The organism is Algoriphagus sp., from assembly GCF_030694375.1.
Taxonomy (GTDB): Bacteria; Bacteroidota; Bacteroidia; order Cytophagales; family Cyclobacteriaceae; genus Algoriphagus.
In genome coordinates, this window is sequence record NZ_JAUXYL010000007.1 from 387,732 (window position 1) to 402,224 (window position 14,493).

At 42.0% G+C, this 14,493-nt stretch carries 17 protein-coding genes; 13 read left to right on the forward strand and 4 right to left on the reverse strand.

The features are described from left to right. Positions 1–35 precede the first annotated feature (35 nt). From Q8M62_RS02950 to Q8M62_RS02960, 3 genes are all read left to right on the forward strand, one after another. Positions 36–824 carry a DUF3108 domain-containing protein gene (locus Q8M62_RS02950; protein ID WP_304899182.1) on the forward strand — a complete coding sequence of 263 codons (789 nt, stop codon included), beginning with the start codon at positions 36–38 and terminating at the stop codon, positions 822–824. A 152-nt stretch (positions 825–976) separates the two neighbouring features. Then, entirely contained in the window at positions 977–1,666 is a 690-nt protein-coding gene (locus Q8M62_RS02955) for a response regulator transcription factor (RefSeq protein ID WP_092728923.1), read from the forward strand. Between the two features lies 1 nt (position 1,667). Beyond that, positions 1,668–2,759: a cell wall metabolism sensor histidine kinase WalK gene (locus tag Q8M62_RS02960; RefSeq protein WP_304899183.1), complete on the forward strand. Its 1,092-nt coding sequence runs from the start codon at positions 1,668–1,670 to the stop codon at positions 2,757–2,759. Here the strand turns inward: Q8M62_RS02960 and Q8M62_RS02965 are convergent. Together Q8M62_RS02965 and Q8M62_RS02970 are read right to left on the reverse strand one after the other, a co-directional pair. Then, a complete protein-coding gene (locus Q8M62_RS02965) occupies positions 2,756–3,139 on the reverse strand; it encodes a DUF3037 domain-containing protein (protein WP_304899184.1) in 384 nt (127 codons plus the stop codon). The genes Q8M62_RS02960 and Q8M62_RS02965 overlap by 4 nt on opposite strands. Continuing rightward, complete coding sequence (locus Q8M62_RS02970; protein WP_304899185.1) at positions 3,117–3,920, reverse strand: HipA family kinase; 804 nt, start codon at positions 3,918–3,920, stop codon at positions 3,117–3,119. The genes Q8M62_RS02965 and Q8M62_RS02970 overlap by 23 nt, the downstream gene beginning before the upstream one ends. A 522-nt stretch (positions 3,921–4,442) precedes the next feature. Here Q8M62_RS02970 and Q8M62_RS02975 point away from each other — a divergent pair. The 7 genes from Q8M62_RS02975 (at position 4,443) to Q8M62_RS03005 (ending at position 9,061) form a co-directional block, all read left to right on the forward strand. Then, complete coding sequence (locus Q8M62_RS02975; RefSeq protein WP_304899186.1) at positions 4,443–5,153, forward strand: RluA family pseudouridine synthase; 711 nt, start codon at positions 4,443–4,445, stop codon at positions 5,151–5,153. Positions 5,154–5,328: 175 nt separating this feature from the next. Continuing rightward, positions 5,329–5,772 (forward strand): 50S ribosomal protein L13, encoded by a 444-nt coding sequence (rplM, locus tag Q8M62_RS02980; RefSeq protein WP_304899187.1) that lies wholly within the window; start codon positions 5,329–5,331, stop codon positions 5,770–5,772. An 11-nt stretch (positions 5,773–5,783) separates the two neighbouring features. Continuing rightward, positions 5,784–6,170 carry a 30S ribosomal protein S9 gene (gene rpsI / locus Q8M62_RS02985; protein WP_304899188.1) on the forward strand — a complete coding sequence of 129 codons (387 nt, stop codon included), beginning with the start codon at positions 5,784–5,786 and terminating at the stop codon, positions 6,168–6,170. 38 nt (positions 6,171–6,208) lie between these two features. After that, positions 6,209–6,970: a 30S ribosomal protein S2 gene (gene rpsB / locus Q8M62_RS02990; RefSeq protein ID WP_304899189.1), complete on the forward strand. Its 762-nt coding sequence runs from the start codon at positions 6,209–6,211 to the stop codon at positions 6,968–6,970. A 117-nt stretch (positions 6,971–7,087) separates the two neighbouring features. Beyond that, entirely contained in the window at positions 7,088–7,918 is an 831-nt protein-coding gene (tsf, locus tag Q8M62_RS02995; RefSeq protein WP_304899190.1) for a translation elongation factor Ts, read from the forward strand. 166 nt (positions 7,919–8,084) lie between these two features. Further along, positions 8,085–8,585, forward strand: a complete 501-nt coding sequence (locus tag Q8M62_RS03000; protein ID WP_304899191.1) for a hypothetical protein — start codon at positions 8,085–8,087, stop codon at positions 8,583–8,585. 2 nt (positions 8,586–8,587) lie between these two features. Next, positions 8,588–9,061, forward strand: a complete 474-nt coding sequence (locus tag Q8M62_RS03005; RefSeq protein WP_304899192.1) for a hypothetical protein — start codon at positions 8,588–8,590, stop codon at positions 9,059–9,061. Positions 9,062–9,206: 145 nt separating this feature from the next. Here Q8M62_RS03005 and Q8M62_RS03010 read toward each other — a convergent pair whose 3' ends face one another. Both Q8M62_RS03010 and Q8M62_RS03015 read right to left on the reverse strand, forming a co-directional pair. After that, positions 9,207–9,353: a type II toxin-antitoxin system VapB family antitoxin gene (locus Q8M62_RS03010; RefSeq protein WP_370690529.1), complete on the reverse strand. Its 147-nt coding sequence runs from the start codon at positions 9,351–9,353 to the stop codon at positions 9,207–9,209. A gap of 207 nt (positions 9,354–9,560) precedes the next feature. Continuing rightward, positions 9,561–10,850, reverse strand: a complete 1,290-nt coding sequence (locus Q8M62_RS03015; RefSeq protein WP_304899193.1) for an aminopeptidase P family protein — start codon at positions 10,848–10,850, stop codon at positions 9,561–9,563. 112 nt (positions 10,851–10,962) lie between these two features. Between Q8M62_RS03015 and Q8M62_RS03020 the strand changes: the two genes are divergently transcribed. From Q8M62_RS03020 to Q8M62_RS03030, 3 genes are all read left to right on the forward strand, one after another. Next, positions 10,963–12,192 carry a pitrilysin family protein gene (locus Q8M62_RS03020; RefSeq protein ID WP_304899194.1) on the forward strand — a complete coding sequence of 410 codons (1,230 nt, stop codon included), beginning with the start codon at positions 10,963–10,965 and terminating at the stop codon, positions 12,190–12,192. Positions 12,193–12,195: 3 nt separating this feature from the next. After that, the gene (locus Q8M62_RS03025) at positions 12,196–12,840 is read left to right on the forward strand and encodes an O-methyltransferase (protein ID WP_092728934.1); all 645 of its coding nucleotides are present in this window, start codon (positions 12,196–12,198) and stop codon (positions 12,838–12,840) included. A gap of 61 nt (positions 12,841–12,901) precedes the next feature. Next, positions 12,902–14,479, forward strand: coding sequence for a lytic transglycosylase domain-containing protein (locus Q8M62_RS03030; protein ID WP_304899195.1), 1,578 nt, complete (start codon positions 12,902–12,904; stop codon positions 14,477–14,479). Positions 14,480–14,493 lie beyond the last annotated feature (14 nt).

The window sequence follows — 14,493 nt, forward strand, 5'->3', positions numbered from 1 at the left end:
TCGACCAAAAATTGTCAGGTATTGTCAAACATTTAATGAAAACCTGTCTCAACATCCTCTTTCTTTTATTCGCAACGATTACCGTCTCTTTTAGTCAAAGTGGCCAAAAAAACACTGCATTCACTTTTGGAGAAGAATTGCAGTTTGATGTGACTTATGGCTGGCTAAATTTGGCCGAAGCCAAACTTCAGATCCACAGAAGGGTGGTAAATGAGAATTCCCGCCCACATTATAAAATAGATGCTTTCGGAAAAACGAAAGGAGCAGCGACCATATTCGGTCGAGTAAATGACAATTGGGGCACTCATTTAGACACTGGCACACTTCTGCCCTCACTTTCCTATCGATACATAGAGGAAGGAAAATACCGTAAAAATGAAAAGGTCTTTTTTGATCAGCAAAATAAAAAGGCTAAAATGGAACTCTATGATCGGGATAATCGCACCCTGAAAGAAACCAAAGAGTATAATTTACCTGGACAAGTACAGGATTTGGTGAGTGGGTTTTACCTTCTCAGAACCATGGATCTCACCAATTTGAAAAAAGGACAGCAGATTTTAATCGTGGGTTTTTTTGATAAAGAAATATATAACCTAAAATTAATATACGAAGGTACCGAACAGATTCAAACCAGCCTCGGCTTGAAGGAAACCTATATCTTTTCTCCACTAATGCCCCCAAATAAACTCTTCCGAGGGGACTATCCCGTCAAAGTATGGGTCACGAAGGATGAAAACAAAATACCTGTTAAGATCAAAGCCAACCTTTTTATAGGCTCCTTGAATATGGATATCTCCTCAGCTAAAGGATTGAGGAATAATTAATTAACATTCAATTAATATTCAGGTAACATTGCGGGAATAAAGTTGATCATTCCTTGAAATTCTTAGGAATCCTAAGTGATTTGCCAATTTTTGTTTGGTTCCTATCCTCATTTATTCACTAATTTTAAACGAACATTAAAAGCAATTCCTCCATGAGCGAAAAGCAAAAGATCAAAGTTCTCATTGTAGATGACGAACCGGACATCGTAGAGATCTTAAAATATAACCTTCAAAAAGAAGGGTATGAAGTAGCCACGGCAGAAGATGGAATCAAAGGCGTCAAGGTCGCCACAAAGTTTCAGCCAGATGTAATCTTGCTAGATATCATGATGCCCAATCAGGATGGTGTGGAAACTTGTCTTCAAATCCGCCAAATACCGGAATTGAAAAACACCTTCATCATATTCCTGACCGCCAGAATGGAAGAATACTCAGAAGTGGCGGCATTTGATGTGGGTGCAGATGACTACATCACCAAACCTATCAAGCCAAGAGCATTGATGAGCAGAATCTCGGCACTGTTTAGAAGAGAATCAAAAAAAGAGCAAGAACAAATTCAGATAAAAGTCAAAGATCTTACGATCGACCGCGGGAGCTATACTATCGACAAATCCGGCAAGACCATCACTTTACCCAAGAAGGAATTCGAACTGTTGTATTTCCTTGCCAAAAACCCTAATATGGTATTTAGTAGAGACGAATTGCTTCACAATATCTGGGGTTCCGATGTTTTTGTATTGGCCCGCACGGTCGATGTACATATCCGAAAAGTCCGCGAAAAGATCGGTGAAGACTATATCTCTACAGTGAAAGGCGTAGGATACAAGTTCGATTTGGGATAAAATGCTGACAAATTCTAGGGGAATATCAATGGTTTTGGCATTTGCCATTTCTGCCCTTGTGGCTGCATTCCTCTCCTTGATGCCTGACTCCAATCTGACCATTTTAGTGGTTGCTTGGGGTCTTTCTTTTTCCGTATCGTACTTATTGATTACGATTACACTTGAATTTCTGGTCTTTCGTGAAATCGGGAACATTTACTCTCTCTTAGAAAAAATCCAGAAAAAAGACCTCTCCGAGATCAGTGATAAATCCATCAAATCATCTTCTCTTTCTCCCTTACGGAAAATAAATTCCGTGATCAACTCCTACGCTTTGGCAAGGCAAAAAGAGATCGAAACGCTCCAAAAAACCGCTGAATTTCGAAAGGAATTTATTGCAGATATCTCACATGAGCTGAAAACACCTATTTTTTCAGCGCAGGGCTACATTCATACACTCCTTGATGGAGCAATTGAGGATAAGCAAGTGCGGTTGAAATTTTTGAAGCGTGCCGCAAAAAGCCTGGATTCGCTTGACGTGCTCGTTCAGGATCTGCTGACCTTGAATCAGATGGAAAGTGGGGTGATCAAGTTTATTTTCACGGAATTTGATCTGAAACTACTAATCGAAGAGGTCATCGAGGAACTGGAGCAAAAAGCCAGCAAGCGGAAGATCAAGATTGATTTCAGCTTCGATCACGAAAAAACCTACATCACCAAGGCTGACCATCAAAAGATCTACCGGGTTTGTCAAAACCTGATCTACAATGCTGTCAAATACAATCATGACGGAGGAGAAGTAAAAGTCTCCCTCAAAGCCAGCAAAACAAATATTCAGGTGGACATCAAAGATGATGGACAAGGCATACCTCCGGATGACCTGAAGCGGATCTTTGAGCGATTTTATCGAGTCGAGAAAAGCAGAAATAAGAAAGAAGGTGGAACAGGTCTTGGATTGGCGATCGTCAAGCATATTCTGGAAGGCCACCAAAGCAAAATATCAGTGAGTTCGACCGTGGGTAAAGGCTCAATGTTTAGCTTTTCGCTACCCTTGATTAAAGACAAGAAAACCTTGGAAAGGGAATTGGCCGAATCCAAACCACTCACTCCTTAAAAAACATACTCCTCCATCAAACTTGCTAAGGATTCTTCCAAATCCATGGTAAATCCTGAATGCGGACGGGAAGTCTGCAGCATGGAACTTCGGATTGAAGTCAGCCAGCGAAACCGAGACGCAGCGTCCTGAAGCGAAATCGGATTTCCACCCTTTCCCCCTGCACAGATTTTCTCAAAGGAATCCAAATAGCTACGATATAAATCAAAATCAGCATCAGGATCCAAAGCCAAAATTTTGCCTTCATTCAAGTGTATCTGACAACGGATGAAATTTTGCCGCTTGCAGCAGATCACCACTCCTACATTGACAAATTCTTCGCGCTCCACCTTAGGCACAATGCGGACAATGGCATATTCAAATAAGTGCTTTCCTTGCATCGTTGGCTTGAATTAAAAACACGTGGGAATGGGCCAGTCTCATCTTCAAAAAGGAAGCATACACTTCCCTGGCTTCTTGAGCCGTCTCGGTATCACGTGATGCCAGAATCCACTCATCCGGCACCAGTTCCAAAACCTGATCAATGATTTCATGCGTAATCAGGGACTTCATTTCAGCATCTACTCGATCCAACTCAGAAGCTCTTGGAAGCAGTACATGATCTTGGACCATCGCAAATGGGCTCAGCGCATGCTTCTCCCAATTATCCCAAGAATGATGGAAAACCAAAGAAGCCCCATGATCGATCAGCCAGAGTTCCCGATTCCAGATCAGCAGATTGGTATTGCGAAAGGTGCGATCTACGTTGGTAATCCATGCATCAAACCAGACGATTTGCGAAGCCAAGTATTCATCAATCTGAGAGGCTCCGGGATCAAACGTCATCGCCTTGGACAGAAAATGAAGGGCAAGATTCAAGCCTTGGCTGCTTTTGAGCAAATCCTGAATCTCTTCGTCTCCTTCTGAGTTGCCAAATGCCGAATCCAAATTTGCAAACACTATCTCCGGCACTTTGAACCCAACCCGTCTTGCCAGCTCCCCTCCGATCACCTCGGCGATCAGTGCTTTCTCTCGCTGTCCGGCACCTTTGAATTTGAGCACATAATTGAATCCGTCATCAGCTTCAGCCAATGCCGGCAATGAGCCGCCTTCTCTCAGCGGCATGACATAGCGTGTGACATTGACTTGGCGAAGAGAATAAAGGGAATTCGTGTCCGGCATTTTCAGTATTAAATAAAAACAAAGAAAAGCCGAAAACTTCAAAAACCATGAAAGCTCATAAATATTTACTTGTGTTTTTACCAATGAAAGACTTATGATATTTCCCTTTTAAACTCAGCAGAAATGAATGATGTGCTCCAAAAAAGCTTTAGCTTTTTTTCTTTGCGCCCTTGAAAAGGATTGATTCCCCTAAAACCCCAGAAGTTCAATAAGAGATTGATACAGTTACAAATCTCTTTCATTGCGCAACTTTGCGTCAAAAAAAAGTACTGGAACCTAGGAGGAGGTTGGAAGATTTTTCTGAGTGCCAATGATGGTAATGAAAAGATTGCTTCGGGATCACAGAACTGAAGAATGATTTAACAATCAAAAAGATTCCTACCGATGACGCGCTCCATAACAATCATTCCTCATTTGCAAATCCTAAATTTTCCCCACCTGCAAAGTCAATTCCAGCCCCCATTTTTTTCCGACTTGCCAAATGCCTACTTTTGCAGCCGCTTCAATTGAAGCGATTTATAGATGAAGAAAGTAGATTTTCAAAAACTTATCCTGTTTGAAAGCGAGGATTACCTGGTAATCAACAAGCCCCCCTACCTGTCAAGCTTGGACGACCGTCACGAGGCTCAGAATATCCTTGACCTGGCAAGGATGTACACTTCTGACCCTCAGCTATGCCATAGACTGGACAAGGAGACTTCCGGCTGTCTGGTGATCGCCAAAAACCCGGTGGCTTATCGGCACTTGGCTATGCAGTTTGAAAACAGGAAAGTGGAAAAGGTCTACCATGCTGTAGTGGAAGGAATCAAGGATTTCAAAAACGAGTTAGTGGATAAAAATCTCCTATCCAACAACAAAGGAATCGCCAAAGTAAGTAAGGAAGGCAAACCTGCACAGACGATTTTCAATACCCTTAAAACCTATTACAAGCACACGCTTGTGGAATGCAAACCAATCACGGGTAGATTGCATCAGATCCGAGTTCACTTGGCTTATCTCAAATCACCTATTTGTGGCGACACGCTTTATGGTGGAAATACACTCTATCTTTCCTCGCTTAAGCGCCGATTCAATTTGAAAAAAGAAACCGAAGAGTTACCTATCATGCAGCGGGTCTCTTTACATGCCTATTCGATCACGTTTGAAGGACTGGATAATTTACCATTAAAGGTGGAGGCACCTTACCCGAAGGATTTTCAGGTTTTGGTACATCAGTTGGAAAAGAACGCCTAAAAAAACAATTTGAATTCCAAGAAAACGAATTCAATTTGGGTCAATTTTCCTAATCCAATGAAAATTAGGACTTAGGATTGGAAATAGTTTGGATGAAAAATAAAATACATCTATCTTTGTGTCCCTTTTTGGGGTCGATAAATTAATAACAAGCTAAAAATTAAACAGTTACACAGTGGATACTCTGAGCTATAAAACCATCTCAGCCAATTCTTCCACAGTAGAAAAGCAGTGGGTGGTAGTGGATGCCCAAGCTGCGATTCTCGGACGATTGGCGAGTGAGGTAGCAAAAATTTTGCGAGGAAAGACGAAGCCTAGCTTCACTCCTAATGTTGATTGCGGTGACAACGTCATTGTAATCAATGCTGACAAAGTCAGACTGACGGGTGACAAGTGGGACGCCAAAGTATATGTGCGTCATACCGGTTACCCAGGTGGACAGCGAATCTCTACCCCTAGAATGTTGAAGCAGAAGTCTTCAACTATCTTGGTTGAGAAGGCTGTAAGGGGCATGTTGCCTAAAAACCGATTGGGAAGCAAATTGTACGGCAATCTGTACGTGTATGAAGGTGCGGAGCATCCGCATGCAGCACAGCAGCCTAAAGCCATCACACTTTAATCTCCTAAATCATGGAAATGATCAACAAAATCGGTAGAAGAAAGACCTCTGTAGCCCGTATTTATATGGGACCAGGAAATGGCAAAATTACCGTCAACAACAAAGCAATCGAAGTTTACTTCCCATTTGATCTTCATCAGATTGTAGTAAAGCAGCCATTGACCCTAGTGGGCGTGGATGGTAACTACGATATCCAGATCAATGTAGACGGCGGTGGAATCAAAGGTCAGGCAGAAGCAGCCCGTATGGCTATCTCCAGAGCTTTGTGCGAATTCGATGCAGAACACAGACCTGCATTGAAAAAAGAAGGGTTTCTTACCCGTGATCCAAGAATGGTCGAGCGTAAGAAGCCAGGACGTAGAAAAGCAAGAAGGAAATTCCAGTTCTCCAAGCGTTAATCGGAACCTACTTCAATCAATAGAAAACTATTTCATTCATGTCAAAAATCGAATACAAAGACTTACTGGATGCTGGTGTCCATTTCGGACACTTGACGAGAAAGTGGGATCCAAGAATGTCTCCATATATCTTCATGGAGAAGAACGGTATCCACATTATCGACCTCAACAAAACGCTCGCCTGCCTCGAAGAAGCATCCAACGCGGTGAAGCAAATCGTTCGTTCCGGCAAAAAAATCATGTTTGTCGCTACGAAAAAACAAGCCAAAGATCTAGTTGCAGCAGAAGCTCAGCGTCTGAATATGCCGTACGTAACCGAAAGATGGTTGGGTGGTATGTTGACCAACTTCGCTACGATTCGTAAGTCCCTCAAAAAAATGTCAGGTCTTGAAAAACTGATGAAAGAGGACGCTTACAAGAACTTGGCTAAAAAAGAGCGTCTCATGGTGAGCCGTGACAAAGAGAAAATGGAAAGTGTATTGGGCGGTATCGCTGACCTAAGCAGACTTCCGGCAGCGCTTTTTGTTGTGGACATCAAAAGAGAACACATCGCTATTGCTGAAGCTCAAAAGCTTGGCATCCCGGTTTTCGCATTAGTGGATACGAACTCCAACCCGAACGAGGTGGAATTCCCTATCCCTGCTAATGATGATGCATTCAAGTCAGTTTCTCTTTTGGTAAAAGCTTTCGGAGCTGCTATCGAAGAAGGACTTTCTGAGCGCAAGAGAGATAAGGACGATGCTAAACTTTCTGAAGAGGAAGAAGCAAAAAAAGCAGTGGACGCTGAAGTAAAAGAATAATCCACACTTGATTTTATAAGTAAAAGATTGAACATCCGGCCTAGGTCGATGTTCAATTTTTTGTTTTATCCAGAACAAAGAAAATATCCAGTTTAAAAAAAATAAACAGATCACAAAATGGCAATCACTGCACAAGACGTAAACAAACTGAGACAAATGACCGGTGCCGGTATGATGGACTGCAAAAAAGCTTTGACTGAAGCTGAAGGCGACTTCGAAAAAGCAGTAGACATCCTCAGAAAAAAAGGTCAAAAAGTATCTGCATCCAGAGCTGACCGTGAAACCAAAGAAGGAGTAGTAGCAACACGTGTAACCGAAAACGGTACAAAAGGAACTTTGCTTTCTTTGACTTGTGAGACTGACTTCGTGGCCAAAAATGAAGGTTTTGTCACTTTTGCCAATACCTTGATCGATATCGCAGTAGCCAACGGAGCAACTTCCCAAGAGGCTGTTTTGGCACTTCCTTTCGAAAACATCACAGTTGCTGAGAAAATCATCGAAATGACTGGTAAAATCGGTGAGAAAATCGATATCTCTCATTTTGAAATCATCACTGCAGAGACTGTAGTTCCTTACATCCACTCCAATGGTAAATTGGGCGTGTTGGTAGGTTTGGTGAATACTTCAGGAACTGACGTTGAAGAAGCAGGAAAAGACGTAGCAATGCAGATTGCAGCGATGAATCCAGTTGCTGTTGACAAAGACGGAGTAGATGCTTCTACTATCGAAAGAGAAATCGAAATCGGAAAAGAGCAGGCAAGAGCTGAAGGCAAGCCAGAAGAAATGCTTGAAAAAATCGCGATGGGCAAATTGGCTAAGTTCTACAAAGAAAGCACTTTGTTGAGCCAGCAGTTTGTAAAAGACAACTCCAAGTCAATTGCTCAATACCTTGATGGTGTAAGCAAAGGAATGACTGTAAATGCATTCAAGAGAATCTCAATCGGTTAATTTTTCCGATTACATTCGAATAAAAAACCCTCTCGGAGCGATCTGAGAGGGTTTTGCTATTTACCCCGAACTATTTTCTTGTTTATATTCTTAAACAACGATAATATTGAGTAGCGTTTTGTTGTATTGTTGCGTTACATAGTTTTTAAGCTCTAGTTTTTACATCATGAAAAAAAATAAACTTCTATTTTACCTTGCTTTGATTTTAGTATCATTTACTGGCTGCATTGATAGGCGTGACTGTTGTGACATGGTTATTTCCCAGGAATTTTATGTCAATCTCCAGAATTCTGAAGCAAACAATTTATTAGATCCTCAGACGGAAGGATCAGTTGACATTAGTAAAATCAGACTTTTCCTGATAGAAAATGGAGAAGCAAAAATGTATCGGGTCGAAGGAGGAGGAATATTAGACAACCCTTTCGGAATAGCTCCAGTTGAAATAAATGGAATCTTGAATGCTAAGTTCCAATTCCAGTATAATGGCAAAAACAAAGAAATTAAAGGCTTTATCCAATGGAATGAATCCCTAGTTGACACTTTAAACTTTACTTTTAATTCCGCCAATAATCCCTCATTAATAATCAGAATTTCCCAGAATGGTCAAACCCTATGGGATAAAGAAACTGATCAGTTAAATCCTGTTATAATTAAGCTTACCCAATAATTATGAAAAAGCTACTTACAATCATCCTGATAGGATTTCTTTTTTCCAATTGTTCGAACGTAGATGATGAAGTTGACTGCGAAAGGTATGATCCCGCATTCCCTTCCCTTTACCTCAAGCTAGTCGATACCAGTGGAAACAATTTGATTGAAAACGGAACTCTTGACCCAAATAACATAACCCTTTTAAGGGGAGAAAGCATCCGATTTAATCCAGCAAGTCAATTCGCAGTTCCCGATGCGGATATTAGGATATACGATAACACATTAAAATTATCCATACCAAGACAGACCACTTTTGAATATGTTATCCAACTGGAAGAGAATCATACAATCTCATTAAAATATTCGGCAGTTGAGAAAAAAATCCTATGCGGTTTATCCTACTTTGTTCCGACCGGAGCTAGGCTTGAAAATGAACCTCTTGAATTAAAAGGGGGAAATGATTATCCATTTATAACGGAAATTGTGTTTTAAAAAAATTAATTCCCACCTCAACTGGTAGGTGTAAACAAAGGTTTGACTGTAAATGCTTTCAAGAGAATCGGGTAATTTTCAGATTATCAAATAATTAAAAACCCTCTAAGATTTCTCTGAGAGGGTTTTTCAGTTTTAGCAGGATTCAAGATCTATCACTTTCCCACTCAATTTCCCCTGCCAACCCTGCTAATTCAGTTAATTTGAGCCTTCTTAAATATTCTTCCAAAGCACGATGAACCACCTCCTTCTTGGTTTTGATGCTGGTTATTTTCATAATCTCATCAATCAGCTAGTGATTTAAATCGACATTTGTTCTCATTCTCCTTACTATTTATAAATGACAATCATTTATAAATGCGCCTTAGAAAAATGCCCTCCAAAGGAATTTCCGGAGAGCATTTCAATTAAGAAAAGTTCTTTTTTATGGAAACCAGCTCATCGGGAAATGCTAAACTCTAGATGTCTTCTGTCTTCGGTCTCCGGTCTTCCAACCAAGTCAGCTATTCATCAACTCCTCTATCTCCTCCGCTTCAATCGGAATATTTCGCATCAAATCGAAATAGCCGTTTTCCTGAATCACGATGTTGTTTTCCAACCGAATCCCAATCCCTTCTGCTGGAATGTAAATCCCCGGCTCCACGGTAAAGACCATCCCAGTCGTAATCGGATTATGCATAGTTCCTACATCATGCACATCCAATCCCAAATGATGGGAAGTTCCGTGCATGAAGTATTTTTTGTATGCCGGCCAAGCAGGATCTTGGTTGCTAATATCTGATTGATCAATTAATCCCAATCCGATTAATTCTGATTGCATGATCAAACCCACTTCCTTGTGATAATCCTGGATATTCGTCCCGGGCACTAACATGCTAGCGGCTTGCTTATGTACTCTCAAAACTGCATCATAAACCGCACGCTGTCTTTTGCTGAATCGCCCGTTGACAGGAATCGTCCGAGTCATGTCTGCATTGTAATTCCCGTATTCAGCTCCGACATCCATGAGGAGCAATTCGCCGTCATTACAGGCCTTATTATTCTCAATGTAATGAAGTACACATGCTGAGGCCCCGGAAGCGATGATGGGTTCGTAAGCAAAGCCCTTGCTTCTGTTTCTTACAAATTCATGGAGGTATTCCGCTTCAATTTCATATTCGGTGACACCGGGTTTGATGAAGGAGAGAATCCTTCGGAATCCCTTTTCTGTGATGTCACAAGCGACTTGCATTTGGTCAATTTCTTCCTGTTCTTTCACGCCACGCAATTGATGCATAATTGGAGCAGCGCGATCATACGCATGTAAAGGATACTTTTCCTTGCAGGATTTAATAAATCGGGCATCACGAGTTTCGACTACGATTCCTGCTCTCAAGTGCTCATTCGTATTCAGATAAATCCGCTCCGAAAGCATCACCACAGTGTTCAAAACCTGCTCAAAATTGGACAGCCACTGGATATTTTTGATGCCTGAAGCAGCCTCGGCTTCTTCTTTGGTGTACTTGTGCCCTTCCCAAACTGCTATCACCTCGTTGGTTTCTCTCAGGAAAAGAACCTCGCGCATGGCAGGATTTGGGCAATCCGGCGCAATCAATAAGATGGTTTCCTCCTGATCGATTCCTGAGAGGTAAAACAAGTCATTGTTTTGCCGAAATTTCATCGTGCCGTCAGCATTAGTCGGCATGATGTCGTTGGAATTAAAAATTGCTACTGCGTTTTTTGCCAATTTACCGGCAAACTTTGATCGGTTTCGGATATAGAGTTCTTTGGGTAATGGAGTATATTTCATATCGATTAATTTCAGCCTAAAGTTAACAATTCGTCTCTTTCCTGAATTAAATTCCCGTCATTACAGTTTTAGCAATTATGTGTATTTTCCGAGAAGGAGACAGAATAGCAGCATGCAGTTAAATATAAAAGAACTTTCCAACGGGATTCGTATTGTACACCAGCAAGTCACGCATACCCGAGTGGTCCATTGTGGATTTGTTTTGAATATAGGCAGTAGGGATGAGGACAAAGAACTGGAGGGATTAGCGCACTTCTGGGAACACATGGCCTTCAAGGGCACCCACAAGCGTAAAACATTCCACATCATCAATCGGCTGGAATCGCTTGGCGGAGAGCTCAATGCCTATACTACCAAGGAGAAAGTATGTTTTTACGCCTCTATTTTAAAAGAACATTACAACAAGGCGGCTGAATTACTTTTTGACATTACGTTCAACAGTACTTTCCCTGCCAAGCAAATCGAAAAGGAACGGCAGGTGATCCTGGAAGAAATGGCGATGTACCGGGATTCTCCGGATGATTCAATTCAGGATGAACTGGACGAGTTGGTATTTGAAAATCACGCCTTGGGCAGAAATATTCTTGGCACAGAGGATACCGTCTCCAGATTTTCCCAGCAGGATTTCTTCGAATTCATTTCCTCCCGATTGGACACTTCCGAAATCGTGTTTTCGATAGTTGGAAATATCACGTTTGAGAAGGCCCTAAAAGGAATTGAAGGAGCTTTAAATGAAATCAAGCCAAAGCACACTTTGTATGTAAGAAGCGGATTTCATGATTACCATCCTAAGCGAAAAACTGTCAAACGGGATGTCACCCAGTCCCTATGCGCCATTGGTCGACCTGCCTATTCACTTCACGACCCAAATCGGTTCAAGCTTTACCTCCTGAATAATATCCTCGGTGGACCCACGATGAACAGCCGTCTGAATCTTTCCCTACGGGAAAATCATGGATACGTGTACAGCATTGAGTCAAGTTATCAGGCCTTTTCAGACACTGGATTTTTTGGCATTTTCTTTGGCACCGAAGAAAAGACGCTCAAAAAATCCCTGACCATCGTTCATCGGGAAATGGAGAAGCTCCGAAACAAAAAACTCGGATACATACAACTTCACATGGCCAAGGAACAAGCCATCGGGCAGATGGCAATGGCTGAGGAAAATTACGCGGCGCTCATGCTTGTCTATGGCAAAAGCTTAATCGATCATGGAAAAATCGATCCTTTGGATTTGATCTTTGAAAAAATACGATCGACTACGGCTGAAGAAATTCAGGAGATCGCACAGGATATTTTCAGTCCTGAGCAGCTCAGTTATTTGATTTATACCCCAAATTAAAAAATGGAATTTATTGACCCGGCACTTCTGGCATATTGTGAATCGATCACCAGTTCTGAAGATCCGCTTTTGAAGAAAATCACCCGGGAGACTCAGTCCAAAGTCCTGATGCCCCGCATGATATCAGGGCATCTGCAGGGAAAGATGCTGGAGCTTTTCGCAAAAATGCTCAGCCCAAAGACAATTCTGGAAATTGGCACCTATACCGGCTATTCGGGGATTTGTCTGGCGAGAGGACTAAAATCCGGAGGAAAATTGATCACCTTAGATATCAATGATGAGCTGGAGTCGATGGTGAGAGGGTTTTTCGAAGAAAGTGGACTGGCAGATCAAATCGATTATCGATTGGGAAATGCCCGGGAAATCATTCCCACTTTAGATGGCCCATTTGACATGGTGTTTATTGACGCCGACAAGTTTTATTATTCGGAATATTTCGATTTGATCATTGACAAAGTCCCAAGTGGGGGAATCATTTTGGCTGACAATGTACTTTGGTCAGGAAAAATCCTCGTCGAAGAAGGACAGAAAATAGATAAGGACACCAGGGCTCTTTTAGCGTTCAACCAAAAAATACAGGACGATCCTAGGGTTGAAAATATCCTGCTTCCCATCCGGGACGGAGTACTCATGGCCAGAAAACTCTGATTGCTGCAAAATGGGAATCATTTTTGCTCAACAGGGATAAATAAAACGAAAGACCCTTTCGATGAAATTCCTGCAATTCACACTGTTATCCTTTTTTTCCTTAACTCTCTGTACGCACTCGCTACTAGCTCAGATTCCACAAGTTCCTGCACAACTTGAATTTGCAGACTTGACCGTAAAAATTACCCCGCAAGCGCAACGCGAAATCCAATTGGACGTGGATGCTCAATACCGCAATCCATCCTATTTCAAAGTAAAACAAGACCGAATCAACCTCTATATGCCCATAGTGGAGCGCGAGTTGAGAAGTCTGGGTGTCCCGGAGGACTTAAAGTACCTTGTGATCCAGGAAAGTGGGTTGATCCCTGATGCCGTTTCAACTTCAAATGCGGTTGGCTTTTGGCAGTTCAAGCAAGGTACGGCGGAGGAGGTAGGACTTCGGGTAGATGCACAGGTAGACGATCGCAAAAACATAGCGTCTTCCTCCCGTGGGGCAGCACTATATCTCAGAAAGCACAACAGTTCTCTCGACAACTGGATGACGGCGTTGGTTTCTTATCAAATGGGGCTAGGTGGAGCAAAAGCCTACTTCGGAAATCAGTATTCAGGGAAGAAAGTCATTGAAGTCGATCGCAATACGCATTGGTATTTCAAAAAATTCCTGGCACATAAAATAGCCTATGAGAATCAGATTGGAATGTTCGTTTCCAACCGACAGTTAGTAGAAATGAAAGTACAGGGACCGGTTACTTTGGCCACACTTTCCAAGCGATTAGGCGTAAGTGAAGAACATCTCAGGGAGTACAATAAATGGGCTGGAAACGGAAAAGTGCCCGCGGGGACATTTACGGTTTTTTACATTAAAGCAGGAAGTCTTCCGATGGAACCTGCCATAAGCAAATCTGAGGATACTCCTCAGAAAACACCCGTTTACACAGCTGCTGAAAAAAATTCTCCTGTCTATAAACAGGCAAATTCTTATCCGAGAATTTCGGGAAATACCACTAAAGCAAACCAGCCGAACCAAATTACAGTCAATGAATTAGATGGTGTTTTAGCTGCAAAAACCACTTCTCCAGGTAAATTTTCGAAAGAAATAGGATTAAAGGAGAAAAAATTCCTGCGTCTGAACGACATGAATTCAGATGAGCGAATCGAAACCGGTAAATACTATTATACCGAAAAGAAAAAAACCAGTGCGGAAGTTGAAACTCACTTGGTATTGCCGGGAGAAACACTTTGGTCCATTTCGCAAAAATACGGTGTTCGGCTAGCCTCACTGAAGTCCAAAAACCGGATCAGAAAAGATGCTGACTTAAAAGCAGGAATGCTTCTGAATCTACGTGAGCCCAGAAAACGCGGGGAAGAGATTCCAATCATCCCGATCACTCAGCCAGCACCGCAAACAAGAACGGTAATTGCCACCACAGCGCCTGAACAGATGGTACCGGAGCCACAGCCGGAAAAGCCATCCGTAAATCAACCAGAAAGGATTACTCATACCGTTGCTCAAGGAGAAACCCTTTTTGCTATTTCCAGAAAGTACGGAGTTTCCGTTGAAAATTTGAAATCATGGAATAGTATTGGTAGCCAAAACATCATCAGTGTAGGTCAAAAATTGGTTATCTTAAAACCCTGATCAGTTTGTCAAAA

Excerpts from the sequence above, each read along its gene's own strand:
- Q8M62_RS02950 (WP_304899182.1), top strand. The coding sequence starts at position 36 with ATGAAAACCTGTCTCAACATCCTCTTTCTTTTATTCGCAACGATTACC.
- Q8M62_RS02955 (WP_092728923.1), top strand. The coding sequence starts at position 977 with ATGAGCGAAAAGCAAAAGATCAAAGTTCTCATTGTAGATGACGAACCG.
- Q8M62_RS02960 (WP_304899183.1), top strand. The coding sequence starts at position 1,668 with ATGCTGACAAATTCTAGGGGAATATCAATGGTTTTGGCATTTGCCATT.
- Q8M62_RS02965 (WP_304899184.1), bottom strand. The coding sequence starts at position 3,139 with ATGCAAGGAAAGCACTTATTTGAATATGCCATTGTCCGCATTGTGCCT.
- Q8M62_RS02970 (WP_304899185.1), bottom strand. The coding sequence starts at position 3,920 with ATGCCGGACACGAATTCCCTTTATTCTCTTCGCCAAGTCAATGTCACA.
- Q8M62_RS02975 (WP_304899186.1), top strand. The coding sequence starts at position 4,443 with ATGAAGAAAGTAGATTTTCAAAAACTTATCCTGTTTGAAAGCGAGGAT.
- rpsI (WP_304899188.1), top strand. The coding sequence starts at position 5,784 with ATGGAAATGATCAACAAAATCGGTAGAAGAAAGACCTCTGTAGCCCGT.
- rpsB (WP_304899189.1), top strand. The coding sequence starts at position 6,209 with ATGTCAAAAATCGAATACAAAGACTTACTGGATGCTGGTGTCCATTTC.
- tsf (WP_304899190.1), top strand. The coding sequence starts at position 7,088 with ATGGCAATCACTGCACAAGACGTAAACAAACTGAGACAAATGACCGGT.
- Q8M62_RS03000 (WP_304899191.1), top strand. The coding sequence starts at position 8,085 with ATGAAAAAAAATAAACTTCTATTTTACCTTGCTTTGATTTTAGTATCA.
- Q8M62_RS03005 (WP_304899192.1), top strand. The coding sequence starts at position 8,588 with ATGAAAAAGCTACTTACAATCATCCTGATAGGATTTCTTTTTTCCAAT.
- Q8M62_RS03015 (WP_304899193.1), bottom strand. The coding sequence starts at position 10,850 with ATGAAATATACTCCATTACCCAAAGAACTCTATATCCGAAACCGATCA.
- Q8M62_RS03020 (WP_304899194.1), top strand. The coding sequence starts at position 10,963 with ATGCAGTTAAATATAAAAGAACTTTCCAACGGGATTCGTATTGTACAC.
- Q8M62_RS03025 (WP_092728934.1), top strand. The coding sequence starts at position 12,196 with ATGGAATTTATTGACCCGGCACTTCTGGCATATTGTGAATCGATCACC.
- Q8M62_RS03030 (WP_304899195.1), top strand. The coding sequence starts at position 12,902 with ATGAAATTCCTGCAATTCACACTGTTATCCTTTTTTTCCTTAACTCTC.